General features: G+C 63.2%; 9 protein-coding genes and 1 tRNA gene. 3 read left to right on the top strand and 7 right to left on the bottom strand.

The window, feature by feature from the left end; genetic code table 11:
- Window positions 1-92 precede the first annotated feature (92 nt).
- Window positions 93-830, bottom strand: a complete 738-nt coding sequence (locus tag QA635_RS02830; protein WP_057021161.1) for a class I SAM-dependent methyltransferase — start codon at window positions 828-830, stop codon at window positions 93-95.
- A 581-nt stretch (window positions 831-1,411) separates the two neighbouring features.
- Here QA635_RS02830 and QA635_RS02825 point away from each other — a divergent pair.
- The 3 genes from QA635_RS02825 to QA635_RS02815 all read left to right on the top strand — a co-directional run bounded on the left by QA635_RS02825 (window position 1,412) and on the right by QA635_RS02815 (window position 7,499).
- Window positions 1,412-2,860, top strand: coding sequence for a hypothetical protein (locus QA635_RS02825; protein WP_283066742.1), 1,449 nt, complete (start codon window positions 1,412-1,414; stop codon window positions 2,858-2,860).
- A gap of 576 nt (window positions 2,861-3,436) precedes the next feature.
- Window positions 3,437-6,085, top strand: a complete 2,649-nt coding sequence (locus tag QA635_RS02820) for a type I secretion system permease/ATPase (RefSeq protein WP_283066740.1) — start codon at window positions 3,437-3,439, stop codon at window positions 6,083-6,085.
- Entirely contained in the window at window positions 6,072-7,499 is a 1,428-nt protein-coding gene (locus tag QA635_RS02815; protein WP_092079172.1) for an HlyD family type I secretion periplasmic adaptor subunit, read from the top strand. The genes QA635_RS02820 and QA635_RS02815 overlap by 14 nt, the downstream gene beginning before the upstream one ends.
- Before the next feature lie 124 nt (window positions 7,500-7,623).
- Here QA635_RS02815 and QA635_RS02810 read toward each other — a convergent pair whose 3' ends face one another.
- The 6 genes from QA635_RS02810 to QA635_RS02785 form a co-directional block, all read right to left on the bottom strand.
- On the bottom strand, window positions 7,624-10,485 hold the full coding sequence (locus QA635_RS02810) for a hypothetical protein (RefSeq protein ID WP_283066736.1): 2,862 nt from the start codon (window positions 10,483-10,485) through the stop codon (window positions 7,624-7,626).
- Between the two features lie 123 nt (window positions 10,486-10,608).
- Window positions 10,609-11,223, bottom strand: coding sequence for a DsrE family protein (locus tag QA635_RS02805; RefSeq protein ID WP_283066734.1), 615 nt, complete (start codon window positions 11,221-11,223; stop codon window positions 10,609-10,611).
- 37 nt (window positions 11,224-11,260) lie between these two features.
- Complete coding sequence (locus QA635_RS02800) at window positions 11,261-11,854, bottom strand: hypothetical protein (protein WP_283066732.1); 594 nt, start codon at window positions 11,852-11,854, stop codon at window positions 11,261-11,263.
- A 32-nt stretch (window positions 11,855-11,886) separates the two neighbouring features.
- Window positions 11,887-12,891 (bottom strand): TAXI family TRAP transporter solute-binding subunit, encoded by a 1,005-nt coding sequence (locus QA635_RS02795; RefSeq protein ID WP_283066730.1) that lies wholly within the window; start codon window positions 12,889-12,891, stop codon window positions 11,887-11,889.
- 415 nt (window positions 12,892-13,306) lie between these two features.
- Window positions 13,307-13,396 (bottom strand) — tRNA-Ser (locus QA635_RS02790).
- Window positions 13,397-13,844: 448 nt separating this feature from the next.
- Window positions 13,845-15,296 carry a trehalose-6-phosphate synthase gene (locus QA635_RS02785; RefSeq protein ID WP_225163499.1) on the bottom strand — a complete coding sequence of 484 codons (1,452 nt, stop codon included), beginning with the start codon at window positions 15,294-15,296 and terminating at the stop codon, window positions 13,845-13,847.
- Between the last annotated feature and the right edge of the window lie 199 nt (window positions 15,297-15,495).

Genomic DNA, 15,495 nt, shown 5'->3' with positions numbered 1-15,495 from the left:
GATCCGAAAAAGTGGAAACCGGTTTTCCGAAAAGATCATGCTCAAACAAGGAGATGAGATCATGATGCGATTCCGTGGAAACGCATCATGATCTAGCTGGCGAGGACCATCAACGATGCCCCGCCAAGGACACGCACCGAAAGGTCCTCTCCGGCAATGCTCCGAACCAATTGCCGCCCAGCCATGGCGAGGGTTGATTTCGCGGTTCGCCATTCGGGATGAACATGGAGGAAATCCTCCATCCGGGTGTACTGGTTGTCGATAATCTCAAAACCGGTATCGCGCAGCGTCGCCAGAGCGGTCGTCTGGTCGAAGTAATGCAGGTGACCGACCTCCTTGCGCCGCTGGAGAGGCAAACCTCGCAGAACGCCGAGGATGGTCATGTCGAGCGGGATGTGAAACACGTAGTATTTCGCGCGCCCTCTGATCCTTCGCAGAAAGCCCATATAGTCATCGATGTGCTCGAAGACATCGATGCACAATAGAAGATCGTAATTTTCGCTGGTATGCGAGAAGTCTCCGCAGTGGAATCGCAAATTGTCCCGCTCGCGCGGTTTGGCGGCGGTGATGGCATACGGAGCGATATCGTAGCCGACGGCGGTCGAGTCACGGAAGATGTCGTGCTCGAGCAGGGCGTTCAGAACGCCTCCCACCCCGCAACCGATGTCGACGATCGTCCGGCAGGTGACGTTGTTGTCACGCACGATCTTGGCGATCTTCGCGGCCTTGGTTCCTGCATCTTCGTCATGCCAGCCTGGATGGGCTTCAGCATAACCTTTCCCGGTATAGAGATCGTTGGACCCGAACTCTGCCTCTCTGACGACAGCCATCGTTCTCTCCTCAATTGAATTGCGCTCGCCTCAGCCTGCGAACCGCAGCCGCGCCGAGAGCGTGCGTTCGAGTTCGTCGTACGCGATCAGGCGACCGCGTGTCCTTCCAGCGCTGTTGGATCGCCGAATCGTCGGGCTTCAGATTCGCCAATCCACGAGCCGCCATTCAAAGAGAACCGATCCATCTTCACCGGCGAGTGTGTTCTTGATCTTGAGGTTGTCGCAATAATCCTTGCGGGCTACCCCGGCGCGCAGAACTCAATCCGCGCTAGCATCGACAAGCATCAGTCGCCGCGACACACGTGCGTCGAGAGCAAGGGATTTGCGCCCCATATACGTGTGTATAAATCACGATTTGAAGGTTTTTTCGCCATTTTTGCTCATTAACCAAACGGCGCAGCAGTCGGGGGGGCAAATTCATTAAACCCGCTGCTTTGAAATCTCCTCGCGGTTCGAGGCCTGCAGTGCATTGAAATCTGTTCGTGGTCGCAAGACCTTACGAGCATGCAGTATGTCGCGCGTCCCCCATGCGCGGCAGTGGAATTCTTCGTCCTCAATTTGGTCTGCAATGGAGAATTAGCTTGGCCGCTCTGAACGATGTCATCACTCAAAATACCACAGGCAATAGCGAAGGATTCCCGCTGGGCGTTCCTTCATCCTACTCTTGGTATTCCGGCAGAAACGGTGGCGGAGGCACCCCTCCTGCCGGCTTCTCGGCCATCACCGGATGGGGTCAGATCTATCCCGAGGTCGGGCAGACGGTTAATCCGGGCAGCGTCGACATAGCAAATTTCGAGACCTGGGTGCATCTCACGAGCGGCGGCTGGGTCAAGGTGCAGGACCAGGACACGAGCTCCCTCGGAGGCGCCCACTTCACCGCTGACTTCGTCGGGAACGCGAACATTGCATGGAATCAAACTACAAACGCGGATGGCAGCGTATCTGTCGATGCACCGACCAGCGGATACAACGACCATTTCTGGCCGGGCGGATCCCGCGGCACCTACACGCCCGGAACGATCGACGGCGTTTTCGTCACGGCGAGCATGAAGGTCGACAATCCGAACGAACACTACGTTGCCAATATCGGTGCCGACTGGTGGAGAGACGCCACCGCGGGGTACGTCTACCAGAATGGCGTATTCGTGAATAATCCCGGCGTCGGGATGAGCAACTGGGTCGAGCTGACAACCAGCTATAAGCAACTCTATTTCACAACGATGAATACGACGCAGTTGCAGGGCGATCTGCCGCCTCCGCTGCAGGGCACCTCTTCGCCGACGACGCCCACGACACCGACGACGCCGACGACGCCGACCGATCCCACGATACCGGCGCAGCCGACGACGCCGACCGACCCCACGACGCCGACAACCCCCACGACTCCAAGCGTGACCGCACCGGTGCTCGACGTCGCGGACAAGTCGCTCTGGGTGGCCGGCAGAGGCGGTCAGGTCGACCTGGGGACGACCGTTACGACGACCGACCCCAACGATAACCTCACCCTGAACATCATGGGATTGCCGCGATACGAGACGATCACGACCGGCGACGGCACGACGCTCAGGGGCAACAACATCACCCTGACGTCCGCGCAGGTCGACAGCGGACTGACGCTGACATCGTACTACAAGGGCAATGCTCATCCGGTCGCGAACCTCACGCTGACCGCGAGCGCTATGGATCCGACCACCGGCGCTGTGATGTCGTCGGACCCGCAGACGATCAGCGTGACGGATCCCCGGCCGTCCAGCTCGACTGGCGGAAACGCAGGGAGCTGGGCAAACCACGGCTTTGCGCAGTTGCAGCAGCAGATGGGCGACACCAGCACCCTGGCGAACACAGCATCGCAGACGACCGGTTGGGCCGATCAAGGCGCGCGAGCCTCCCAGGCAAGCCAGGGCTTTGCGCTGCTGAACCAGTATCTGGCCGGTAGCACCGGTCGGGTCGACGCTGGTCAGATCGTGGCGGCCATGTCGAATGGGACCGGCTGGACGCACAACTCGTTCTTGAGCAAACCTCAAGGTTGATCCGGCTACTGCACCCGGGGGCTCTGCGCCCGGGTGCAGTACCATCAAACTGTTGGGAGTTGGAAACGGGCGGTCGATCGCGGACGGTAACGGCGAGGAGGCCGTCACGCGCGGGTCCTGGTCTCGGTTGGCTTCATCGCTCGCATCTGTTTCCAAGCGATAGAAATGCGTGCTGGCGCAACAGCTTCGGGTATGCGGCAAATTTGCGCGCAACATAACGGTGCAAAAATCAAGATTTGAAACTTTTTTCGCCATTTTTGCGCATTAACGAACCGGTTCAGCAGTCGGGGGGCAGGTCTAAAATCCCACTGCTTTGAAATCCCCTCGCGGTTCGAGGCCCTAGTGCTTTGATGTTGCTTGCGCCTTTTGGCTGCGAGCAAGCGGTATGTCGCATGCTCTGTCGATGCGCGGCATTGGAATTCCCAGTCTTTGGAAATGCATGAGAAGGAACACTAACGCGGCCGGGTAGCCGCGAAGGGTTGAGTAAGAATGGCGATCCAGAACGGAAATGCCCCCGCCGCAGATCTAGGGCTTCGCGCGCTAGCTCTGTTCCTGCGCCTCCATGGCGTGAATACTGTGCCGGACCAGCTCCGCGATCGTTGCGGGAGCGACGAGATCGGCGTCCGCGCGATGCTTCGCTGCGCGCGCGAATTCGGGGTCAAGGTCCGCTCGCGGACAATGGATTGGACCCGCCTTGCGGGTATCCAGCTGCCCGGAATCGCCTCGCTGCGTGACGGCGGATTTCTGCTGCTGGGCAAGATCGACGACCAGGTGGCGCTTGTGCTGCACCCGACCTCGCCGCATCCGAGCCGGATGACGCGCGCGGAATTCGAAGCGATCTGGGATGGCGGTTTGATCTGTGCTGGATCACAGAGCCTCGCGCAGCGCGCACGTCATGCATTTGTCGGCATCCGCACGCGCTCGTTTGACCTGGGCGCCGGCCTGATGCACCGCGCCGGCGAGGGCCTGATGCGGGCTCGTGACGGTCTCACGAAGAGCTTCTTGGCGATGAGACCTGGCATCCTGATGCGCGGGCCTCGCGACGATGCCGCAATCCATCCGGCGAACACAAACACCGAATCCCCGGCCGCCGGCGTCGAATCCGAACATGACGATGAATCCGGGCTCATTGCGCTGGCGATCTTGCTGCGTTGCCATGGAATCGCTGCCGACCCCGGCCAAATTCGTCACCGGATCGGCGCGGCGCGCCTCGGCGTTACTGAAATCCTGCGCTGCGCCAAGGATTTCGGACTCAAGGCAAAGGTGCAGAGGACGAGCTGGAACAGGCTTGCCGTCACCCCGCTGCCGGGAATTGCGGTGCTGCGCGACGGCAGCTTCCTGATCCTCGGCAAGGTTATCGACGACAAGCTTCTCGTTCAGCGCCCGCTGTCTCCGCGCCCCGAAGCAATCACCCAGGCGCAACTCGAGGCGATCTGGGACGGCGGCATCATCCTGATGGCCCGGCGCGCCAGCCTGACCGATCTCGCGCGGCGCTTCGATATCTCCTGGTTCGTCGGCGCCATGCAAAAGTATCGTCGCCTGCTCGGCGAGGTGCTGGCGGCGTCGTTCTTCCTTCAGATCTTCGCCGTTGTCTCACCGCTGTTCTTCCAGGTGGTGATCGACAAGGTGCTCGTGCATCGAAGCATGAGCACGCTCGACGTGCTGGTCGTCGGCCTTGTCGTACTGACCGTGTTCGAGGCCGTTCTCGAGACGCTGCGCGTCTATCAGTTCGCGCATACGACAAACCGTATCGACGTCGAACTCGGCGCCAGGTTGTTCCGTCACCTGTTGGCGCTGCCGATCGCCTATTTCCAGACCCGCCGCGTCGGCGATTCGGTGGCGCGCGTCCGCGAGCTCGAGAACATCCGCCAGTTCCTGACCAGCTCGGCACTCACGCTGGTGATCGATCTGCTGTTCACCGTCGTCTTCCTTGCGGTGATGTTCTATTACTCGACGACGTTGACGTGGATCGTGCTGGCGTCCTTCCCGCTCTACATCGGCATCTCCGCGGGAGCCGCGCCGCTGTTCCGTCGGCGCCTCGACGAGAAGTTCAATCGCGGCTCCGAGAACCAGGCCTTCCTGGTCGAGAGCGTCACCGGTATCGAGACGCTGAAGGCGATGGCGGTCGAGCCGCAGATGCAACGCCGCTGGGAGGAGCAGCTCGCCGGCTATGTGTCCGCAAGCTTCCGCGTGCTCAGCCTGAACAACACGGCGAGCCAGGCGGTCCAGATGATCAACAAGCTGGTCATCGCCGCAACCCTTTACTTCGGCGCCCGCCTGGTGGTCAGCGGGGACCTCACTGTCGGTGAGCTCGTCGCGTTCAACATGCTGGCCGCGCGTGTCAGCGCGCCGGTTCTGCGACTCGCGCAGATCTGGCAGGACTTCCATCAGGCCCGCCTGTCGATCGATCGTCTCGGCGACATCCTCAACACCATTCCCGAGCCGAGCTTCACGCCGGCCCGCGCGGCGCTGCCACCGATCCGCGGTCAGGTCACATTCGAGCACGCCACTTTCCGCTACCGCATCGACGGCCCCGAGGTGCTGCACGACGTGTCCTTCAGCGTCGAGCCAGGCCAGGTCATCGGCATCGTGGGTTCATCGGGCTCGGGCAAGAGCACCATCACCAAGCTGATCCAGCGTCTCTATGTCCCGGAGAGCGGACGCGTGCTGGTCGACGGCGTCGATCTCGCGATGGTTGACCTGAGCTGGCTGCGGCGTCAGATCGGCGTCGTGTTGCAGGAGAACGTACTGTTCAACTGCACGGTCCGCGACAACATCGCGCTGGCCGATCCGGCGATGCCGATGGAGCGCGTCATCGAAGCGGCGGAGCTAGCCGGCGCCCACGACTTCATCCTCGAACTGCCGGAGGGTTACGACACCGTCGTGGGCGAGCGCGGCAGCAGCCTGTCCGGCGGGCAGCGCCAGCGAATCGCAATCGCGCGTGCACTCATCACCGATCCACGCATCCTGATCCTGGACGAGGCGACCAGCGCGCTGGACTACGAAAGCGAGCGCGCGATCCAACAGAACATGAGGCGGATTTCCGCCGGACGGACTGTGTTCGTCATCGCCCACCGGCTGTCGACCGTGCGCAATGCAAGCCGGATCATCACCCTCGAGCATGGCCGCATCGTCGAGGACGGCAGCCATGACGAGCTGATCCGCACCAACGGCCGTTACGCCAACCTCCATTATCTGCAGGCCGGTATCCATGACGTCCGCTAGCCGCAATGTCGTCGCGTTCCCGAGACGCGAACCTCGCCGCCGCGAGCACGAAATCGCCTTTCTGCCGGCGGCGCTCGAGATCGCCGAATCGCCGCCATCGCCGATCGGGCGCGCGATCGGGGCCTGCATCATCGCCGCGTTCTGCATCGCGCTGTTGTGGGCGACGCTCGGCAGCGTCGATATCGTCGCCAGCGCGACCGGCAAGATCGTGCCGGGCGGGCGCACCAAGCTGATCCAGCCGTTCGAGACCGGTGTGGTCCGCGCCATCCGCGTCCGCGACGGCCAGAGCGTCAAGGCCGGCGACGTCCTGATCGAGCTGGACCCGACAATGACGGAAGCCGACCAGGAACGCCAGAAGAGCGATCTGCTTGCAGCCGAGCTGGACGTCGCGCGGCTGCGCGCCGCGCTGGCCGCAGACCCGCTCGCGGCCTTCCGGCCGCCGCAAAACGCAAGTGCCGCCGAAATCGAGATGCATCGGCAGTTCCTGATCAGCCAGCGTGCCGAGCAGAGCGCAAAGCTTTCTGAAATCGAGCGCCAGCAGGGGCAGAAGGAGGCGGAACGGGCGACCACATCGGCGAGCGTCGACAAGCTGGAGGCGACGATTCCGGTACTGAAGGAGCGCGTCGACATCCGCAAGGGTCTCGTCGAGAAGGCATTGGCGTCGAAGGTCGTCTATCTCTCCGAATATCAGGAACTGGTCGCCATGCAGCAGGACCTCGTCCTGCAGCAGAGCCGGCTGCGCGAAGCCGATGCGGCGATCGCGCTGCTGAAGGAGACCAAGGACAAGACTGCCGCGGAGTATCGCCGCGCGACCTATGATGCTCTTGCGAAGGCCGAGCAGAAGGCTGCGAGCGCCGCCCAGGAGGTGGTCAAGGCGGATCGGCGAACAAAACTGCAGAGCTTGACCGCACCGGTCGACGGCGTCGTGCAGCAGCTTGCCGTTCATACGGTGGGCGGCGTGGTGACGCCCGCTCAGGCGCTGGCCGTCGTGGTCCCGAGCGAGAGCCAGCTCGAGATCGAGGCCATGCTCTCGAACCGCGACATCGGCTTCGTTCATCCCGGCCAGAAGGCAGAGATCAAGGTCGATACGTTCAACTTCACCCGGTACGGGCTGCTTCATGGCGATGTGCTCAGCGTGTCGACGGATGCCATCACGCGCGAAAAGCAACAGGGCAACCCCAATGACCGGACATTGGGCGCGGCGCAGAGCAGCAGCGAGCCTAAAGGTCAGGAGCTGGAATACGCCGCGCGCGTTTCGCTCGACCGGACGCACATGCAAATCGAGGACAAGCTCGTCAAGCTCGGGCCGGGCATGGCGGTGACGGTCGAAATCAAGACCGGCACGCGCAGGATCATCAGCTACCTGCTTTCGCCGCTGGCACGGTACCGGCAGGAGGCCCTGCGCGAACGGTAAGGCGAAGCCCGTCGCCGGACGTTGCGGCCGGGCGAGGTGCCACGCGCGTGAGAGCGAAGCTGATCGCGGTGGTGCCCGTCGTTAGGACGATGGCGGTGAAATTGCCGGTGGATTGGCAGATGCGCTATCGGCGCAGCGCCTCCAGACGCGATTTCGCCTCATGGACTCCCGCGGCGTTGGCCTTGGCGTAGAGGTCTTGCGCCCTGCGCTCGTCGCCGCGCGTGCCGTAAGTCCCCCACTTCGCAAGAATCAGGGGATCGTAGGTTTCTGCCAGCGCGAAGCTCGCCTGGGCGCTGCCCATTTCCACGGCGCGCTCGAGTACAAGCCGCGCCGCGCCTATGTCGCCCTGACGCAGCAAGGAGCTCGCCCGCGCAACCAACCCTCCCGCTTCAGCGGCCTGCTCGGGAGCAGGCTGAGCAACCGCGCGAACAGGCGCCGCTCGCGTCTGTTCGGCGGTTGGATTGGTGGCCACTTCGATGGACTTGTCCCGCGCGGTCGCACCGGTCGTCAACGCCGCGCCGTGCGCCTTGCGATCCTCGGCCTCATACGCATGGATTGCGCTCCGCGACAAAGGGAGGTGCTGTGGCTGCACTTCGATCCTGGCGCGCAATTGCCTCAATTCGGCAGCGCTGGCTTCCGCCGCCTGCTTCTGCAGCAAGATTTCCTCGCTTGCCTTTGCCGCCCGCGCCGTCTGGGTCTCGCTGTCGCGATGCGCTGCCGCCAGATCTTGCTCCAGCCGCGCGGACCGCTCACGCTCCTTTTGCAGGTCCGCCGCAGCGCTCTTTCCCACAGCTTGCAGCCGGGACGTTTCCTTGCCCGCTTCGGTCACCAGCACGACCTTGCTCTCGACATCACGTCGCGCCGCCGCAAGATCCTGCTCCAGCCGGGCGGACCGCTCACGCTCCTTTTGCAGGTCGGCCGCACCGCTCTTCTCCGCCGCCTTCAGCCGGGACGTTTCCTTGCCCGCTTCGGTCACGAGCACGGCCTTGCTCTCGATATCACGTCGTGCTGCCGCAAGATCATGCTCCAGCTTGGCGGACCGCTCATGCTCCTTTTGCAGCTCGGCCGCACCGCTCTTCTCCACCGCCTTCAGCCGGGACGTTTCCTCGTCTGCTTTCGTCGCCAGCGCCGTCTTGGTCGCGACATCGCGCCGCGCTGCCGCAAGATCCTGCTCCAGCCGGTCAGCCCGCGCCGCTTGCAGTGAGTTCTGCAACTCCGCCGCACCGCTTTCCCTTTCCCGCTTCAGTCGGGCGGTTTCCTCGCTTGCTTTCGCCGCCAGCGCGGTCTGCGTCTCGACATCGCTGCGGGCAGCCGCAAGATCCTGCTCCAGCCGCACCAGTCGCTCACGTTCGTCCGGTGTGGTTTTGTGAACCGCAGCTGCGCCACTCTCAGCCGCCTGCCTGAGCTCCGCCGCTTCTTCACCGGCTTTGCGGGCCTGCGCCTCGAAGGCGTAGATCGTGCTTCGCGTCTGGGAAAGCTCCTGTGCCAGCGCGTCGGCCCTCGCGCGCGATTCCCGCAGCTCGGCGGCCCCGGCCTCCACCGTCCGCTTCTGCCGCAGGGCTTCATCGGCCGCCTTTGCCGCCAGCGCGGTCTGGGTCTCGGCATCACGCCGCGCGACCGCGAGATCCTGCTCCAGCCTTTCGGACCGCTCTCGCTCCTTTTGCAGGGAGCCCTGCGCCTCGGCCGCTCCGCCTTCGCTTTGCTGTTTCAGTCGGGAAACCTCCTCGCCGGCTTTGGTCGCCAGCGCGGCCTGGGTCTCGACGTTGCTGCGGGCAGCCGCAAGGTCCCGCTCCAGCCGTGCGAACCGCTCACCTTCGTCGGGTGTGAATTTGCTGACCGAAGCCGTGCAGCTTGCAACCGCCTGCCTGAGCTCCGTCGCTTCGTCTCCGGATTTACGGACTTGGGCTTCGTATGCATAGATCGAGCTCCGCGACAGCGAGAGGTCTTGCGCCAGCGCCTCGGCTCGCTCGCGTGATTGCCTGAGCTCGGCGGCTCCGACGTCCGCTGCCTGCTTCTGCCGCAGAGCTTCTTCCTTTGTCGTTGTCGCCAACGCCATCTGGGTGTCGACATCGCGCCGCGCTGCCGCCAAATCCTGCTCCAGCTGCGCGCTCCGCTCGCGCTCCCTTTGCAGGGCCGACTGCAGCTCCGTAGCGCCGCTTTCACGCATCCCCTTCAGCCGGGAAACCTCCTCGCCTGCCTTTGCCGCCAGCGCCGTCTGCGTCTCGACGTTGCGGCGCAATGCCTCGAGATCCTGCTCGAGCCGCGCGGACCGCTCGCGCTCCCGCTGCAGATCCGCCACGCCCTCTTCCGCCGCTGCCTTCAGCCGAGACGCTTCCTCACGCGCCCTTGTCGCCAGCACGGTCTGGGTTTCGACATCGCGCCGCGCTGCCGCCAGATCCCGCTCCAGGCGCTCCGCCCGCTCACGCGTCTCTTGCAGGGAGTTCAGCAACTCCGCTCCGTCCTGCGCGGCCTGCTTCTCTTGGACCGCCTTGCCCGCCAACGCGGCCTGGGCCTCGATATCGCGGCGCGCCGCCGCGAGACTCTGCTCCAGCGACTCGGCCCGATAGCGCTCCTGCTCGAGACGTTGCAGCAACTCGATGTCACGTCTTGCATTCGTCAGTTCGCAGGAGAGCGATTCCGCCCAGTTGTATTCCCGTTTCGAGGCCTGCCCCGGGTCGTTGACGCTCGCTTGAGCGACCTGCACCGGTCTGTCATTGCCACCTCGACCCGGCGGCAAGGCTTCGGGAGCGCCGTTCCTTGCCGCTTCGATGAAACCGAGACTGCGGGCAGCCGCCGAATGCTGCGGTTGCGTCGATGGGTGGGCTCGATCCGGGGAAGCCCGTGTTTCCGGCGCGCATGCCATTGCGAGCATGGCAGCAGTCGTCCACGACAGCGCGGACCGTCCCGCCCTGGGCAGCAGCCGGCGCGACGCATCTGCGATGTCGCAGCCGGCAACTGCCTTGTCCTTGAGGATCACCGGGCCCATCCGCAATCACCCGTCGCACGGCGACACGATCTGTTGAGGTACGGCATTATGCGCCGTACCGCAGCGCGAAGCCTACAACCCGCATGGAGGACCCCACCCACCCCTTTCGGGTTAGGCCACAGGTCACGGCTTCACATAGGACCAGCCCTTCTCCTGCAGTTCCATCACGCGCACGACGCCTGACTTCACCACCTCCGCCTGGCGAACGATCGGGATGTCCTTGTTCTCGGCCTTGTGCATTTTTTCCTGGGTATTGCCGCAGGCCTTGAACGAGACCTCCGGCGTGCTCAGCGCCATTTCCTCGAGACGGGCTTTCACCGGCGACGTGTCGTCGCGCAGCATGTGCAGGCCGGGTCCGAAGGTAACCACCTCGATCTTCACCTTCTCGCCGAGATCCTTGTAATATTGCGCAACGTTGACGGCGTTGTTGAGCGCGAGATTCATGGCTGCGGGATCGTTCGTGTTCACCTGCAGGATCAGGTTGTGCGACTTGGCGTTGGATGGAAGCCGGGCGTTGGCGTCGAGAGGCGATCGCTCCTTCTTGTGGGTGGTCGCCTTGCGCGAGACATGAACCCTTTGGACCTTTTCTGAAACGTGCTGATAGTCCGCAGTGCGGTTCGTTGTCGTCGGTGTCCAGTACCGTCCGCCGCCTTGCTCCGCCGCAGCGTATGAAGCGGACAGCAGCACCGTTGCGGCTCCGATGATGGTTACCTTCGCAATTTGCTGAAACACGCGCATGGATGCCTCTCCTGTTAAAGACACGTTATTGAAATCCCTAGCCGTTGGGTTTTGCGGTCGGTTGTGGCCACCTGCAGGCAGCGGTGATCTTCGCGCGCACCACATCCATCCCGCCCAACGGGAACACCGCATCCAGCGCCGGTCCGGTACGGGGTGCGAGGTGAATACTGAGACCTCCGCCGTCCGGAAGGGACTGCAGCAAGCGAATCACATCGCCGCCGAACGCAACACCGGTCCCGGACGCAGGCACAGCTGCCGCGACTTGCTGCGGCGGACCGTCGTTGATGCGGTAGGAAATCGCATATCCATCGCCGCGACCGGACACGCGGGATCCGGCGACGATCAGTTCGCTCCGCCCGCCATGGCAGCGAATCGAAAGCGTCATTCCGCTTTCGCCGGCACCGTCGCGCGATGACGTCGTAGCGGTGGCGACCGGTGAATAGTCGAGCGGTGAAGTCGTCAGGCTGACGACCCAGCTGTTACCCAGGTTCGCCTGGGGCAGCGCCGACGCCCGCGGTGTCTTTTCGGAGCACTCCGGCCGTTCGGAGCGGTCCTTGGCGGAGCAGTCGCGGAGCTGGGCGATCTGGCGATGTCCTGCCGCCTGCGCCGAAGCAATGCCGCTTGCGAGCAAGACTCCAGCCACCGCGCAGGTCGCCGCGCGTCTCATTGCGATGTATTTGCGGCGGCGCGCGGCTCGCGATCGAGCCACGCCTGCGCTGCGGGGAAGCGCGTCAGGCCGGGAACGGTTGCGGCGAGATTGATCGTCTTCCACTTTTGGTCGAAGCCCGGCTGCTGCAGCTTGTCGATCCGCGAGAACAGATACTCCACGAAGCGCGCAAGGCGCTCATAGCGGTTCGATTTGGCCGGAAAGTTGAAGGCCACCAGAGCGGTCGGCACTGCGATTGTCGTGACGCGCTCGCCCTGCTTGATGAGATTGGGATATTCCGTGGCCTCGAGCGAGGCGGGAAGATAAAAGTCTTCGAACCTCCTGTCATAGCGAACAGGCAGGAACTTGAACCCCGGCTCCCAGCGGCCGCGCACGAAAGCATCCACCGGCTTCGAGGTGATGAAGACGACCGCGGCCATCTCGCCCTTGCGCATCTGTTCGAGCGCGACCTGATGGGGGATGAAGGTTTTTTCCACATCGAGGCCCAGGCGGCTGAAGATCAGCGGCCCCGAATAGGCCGCCGCAGTACCCAGATTATTGAAGTTCACCTTCTTGCCGGCGAGATCGCTCAGGCTTTGGATCTCGGGACGAACGAAGATATGCAGTTCGGACGGAAACAGGTTCAGCACGAAAGCCAGCCGTTGCTGGATATCGGGCACCTGGCTCCGGTATTCCTCCAGCACGTCGGAATTGATGATGGCGGCATCGATGCCGCGCAAATACAGCAGTGAGTTCACATTCTCCGTCGGCCCGCGCGTCACGACCGGCAACACATGCAGCTTGTCGCCATCGTCTACGACGCGGGCGATTTCGGCCGCGAGACGAATGGGCGCGCCCTCGAGCAGGCCCCCGGCGAGGCCGACCGTCCAGGCATTCATCGTCACCTGCGGCTTTTGCGGCGGCGGCTCACGGCGCAATTGACGCGGTGCAGCAGGTTGCGCCTGTGCATCCACGTTTGACAGCGGAACGGTCGTGAGCAGCGGAATCAGCAGCGCCAGCATGCGCAACGGGTGCAATTCCCTTTTTGCGGTCTGTCCCATGGGATCTCCGCCCTCGCCGATCGGTGATTTTGTCGTAGTTTCATGCAGTTCATCGGCGCGCGCTATTTCTCCCCATGGGGGAGCCCACTACTCCTTCCGGATTATCCATTGTGCGTGTCCCCACGCCCGGCAGCGAGGGATCGACGTCTCGTACGGTTCTGTCGCGGTTTGAAATCAGGCCGGCATCGGCGATGGCGTTTTGCCGCGTTGTTGTCGTTCTGCCGACGACGGGCGGCTTCGGTGCGGCGATTCTTTACATTCCGCCCCGACCAGGTCTCATAAACGGCTTCTGTTGTTGCCTTGGCCATGGGCGTGCATTCAGCACAACTTGCCAACCCAAGCGGGCGCAATCGTCGTTTGGCGTGCAAGGATCAAATGGCGGAGAGAGTGGGATTCGAACCCACGGTACGGTTTCCCGCACACACGCTTTCCAAGCGTGCGCCTTAAGCCACTCGGCCATCTCTCCGGGAGGCCCTCTCTTGAAGGGCTGAGGCGGATTTTGCAAGGGAGCGCAGGCCGGGAGCGCGAAATTTCCACAACAGATTGAAAACATTGGGTAAATTGATAGCGACGGCGGCCGCGCGCCGCGGCCTTGCGCGCGGCCGCGCGCGATTTTGGCCGGCGGTCGGTCAGGGACCGGCGCAAATCAATGAGTGCATGCGATCAACCCGCCTCTTCGTCCGGAGGCTCGCCGCAGGCGCGGGTCAGGAATCTATTGGGCCGCATCGTTCCTGGAAAAACGGATGCCGGATTCCCGCTTTCGCGAGCCCTGTCGCGAGAACGCGAAGTTATGACCACTAGCCGCGCAACACATTCAGTGTCGTCCCTGCCTAGTGCCCAATTGCGCACTAGGCAGGGACGACAGCACCGCGGATGGGCGAACCAACGCACCCATCCTGCATCGTCATGCTCGCTCAGTGATAGCGCGCGGCAAAATCCGCCGTGCGGCGCGGCCACAGGGTTGGTGGCTCCGGCAGCGCCGCGTTTCCCGCATTGTGCGTATCCTGCAGCGCCTCGATGAAATCGGCGAACCATTGCTGGATGGTGCCGCTGTTGAGCTTCTCCATCATCGCTTCCCAGCGCATCCGCCGCTCGGTCAGCGGCATCGCGAGCGCAGTCGCCAAGGTGCGCGCCATGCCGTCGATATCGTGCGGATTGACCAGCAGCGCGGCGTCGAGCTCGTTCGCCGCACCGGCGAATTTCGACAGCACCAGCACGCCGGGGTCCGCCGGGTTTTGCGCGGCGACATATTCCTTGGCGACGAGGTTCATGCCGTCCTGCAGCGGCGTCACGACGCCGACCTGCGCGGTGCGGTAGAGGCCTGCGAGCACGCCCTGGCCAAAGCCCTTGTTGAGGTAACGGATCGGCGTCCAGTCGACCTCGCCATGCACGCCGTTGACGTCGGTGACGAGCTTCGCCACCTCGCTCTGCAGATTGCCGTAGGCTTCGATCGCGCCGCGCGAGGGCGTTGCGATCTGCAGCAGCGACACCGAACGTTTCAGGTTCGGATGCAGCGTCCACATCTTGTCGAACGCCTTGATGCGGTTGACGAGGCCCTTGGAATAGTCAAGCCGGTCAACGCCGATCGCGAGCTTCTCGCCGTTGAGGCTGCGCCGCAGCCGCGTCACGTCGGGATGCGTCATCGCCTTGGTCGCCTGCTGCGCGAACTTGCCGGGGTCGATGCCGATCGGAAACACCGCGGCGCGGGTGCGGCCGAACGACGAATTGATCACGCCGTCGCGCACCTCGAAGTCGAGATCGTGCAGCACATAGCTCAGGAAGTTCTCGCAGTCCTCATCGGTCTGGAAGCCGATCAGGTCATAGGACAGCATCGCCTCGATCAGCTCGCGATGATTGGGCACGCCCGCGATCACCGCGCGCGCCGGCCATGGCGTGTGCAGGAAGAAGCCGATCGGCTGCGTGACGCCGAGATCGCGCAGCTCGGCGCCGAGTGCGAGGAAATGATAGTCCTGGACCCAGAACACGGAATCCGGTTTGCGGAAGCGCAGCAACGCGCGCGCCATGAACGCGTTCACTTCGCGATAGCTCGCGTAGTCCTCGCGAGACGCACGAATCAGATCGGCGCGCGAATGCATCGCGGGCCACAGCGCCGAATTGGCAAAGCCTTCGTAATAGCCGCCATAGTGCGCGGCCGGCAGATCGAGCATCGCCAGCGCGCCCGCCCCGAGCGCTTCGACCTCTGCGAAAGGTTCCTTCAGGTTCCCGTCGCGGACGCGTCCGCTGGAACCAACCCATATTGCCCCTGTCTTTTCCACCACCGGCAACAATGCCGCAGCCAGCCCCCCCGTCATGGGTTCATTGGGTTTTCCGCGCGAGACGCGGTTCGATACGACGACGAGGTTCACCAGGTCCCCTCCTGTTGGTCAACTCGCGTATTAACAACCATTCATCAAGATGGTTCCTGATCAAGGAATCTCCCAATTGAAACCAAATTCTGGCGAACACGCACGGAACTCGCGGGAACTCGCGAAAAGAAAATTACGCGCGAGGTTGACGCCACGACGCAAAAGCACCGTATTCGATTCGGCTGCGATGAATGCGTTT

The sequence above is a fragment of the Bradyrhizobium brasilense genome (assembly GCF_029714345.1).
GTDB lineage: Bacteria > Pseudomonadota > Alphaproteobacteria > Rhizobiales > Xanthobacteraceae > Bradyrhizobium > Bradyrhizobium australafricanum.
This window is presented reverse-complemented; position numbering and strand designations above follow the sequence as displayed.

Coding starts and splice junctions, on each gene's coding strand:
- QA635_RS02830 (WP_057021161.1), bottom strand. CDS start 830: ATGGCTGTCGTCAGAGAGGCAGAGTTCGGGTCCAACGATCTCTATACC.
- QA635_RS02815 (WP_092079172.1), top strand. CDS start 6,072: ATGACGTCCGCTAGCCGCAATGTCGTCGCGTTCCCGAGACGCGAACCT.
- QA635_RS02810 (WP_283066736.1), bottom strand. CDS start 10,485: ATGGGCCCGGTGATCCTCAAGGACAAGGCAGTTGCCGGCTGCGACATC.
- QA635_RS02805 (WP_283066734.1), bottom strand. CDS start 11,223: ATGCGCGTGTTTCAGCAAATTGCGAAGGTAACCATCATCGGAGCCGCA.
- QA635_RS02795 (WP_283066730.1), bottom strand. CDS start 12,891: ATGCTGGCGCTGCTGATTCCGCTGCTCACGACCGTTCCGCTGTCAAAC.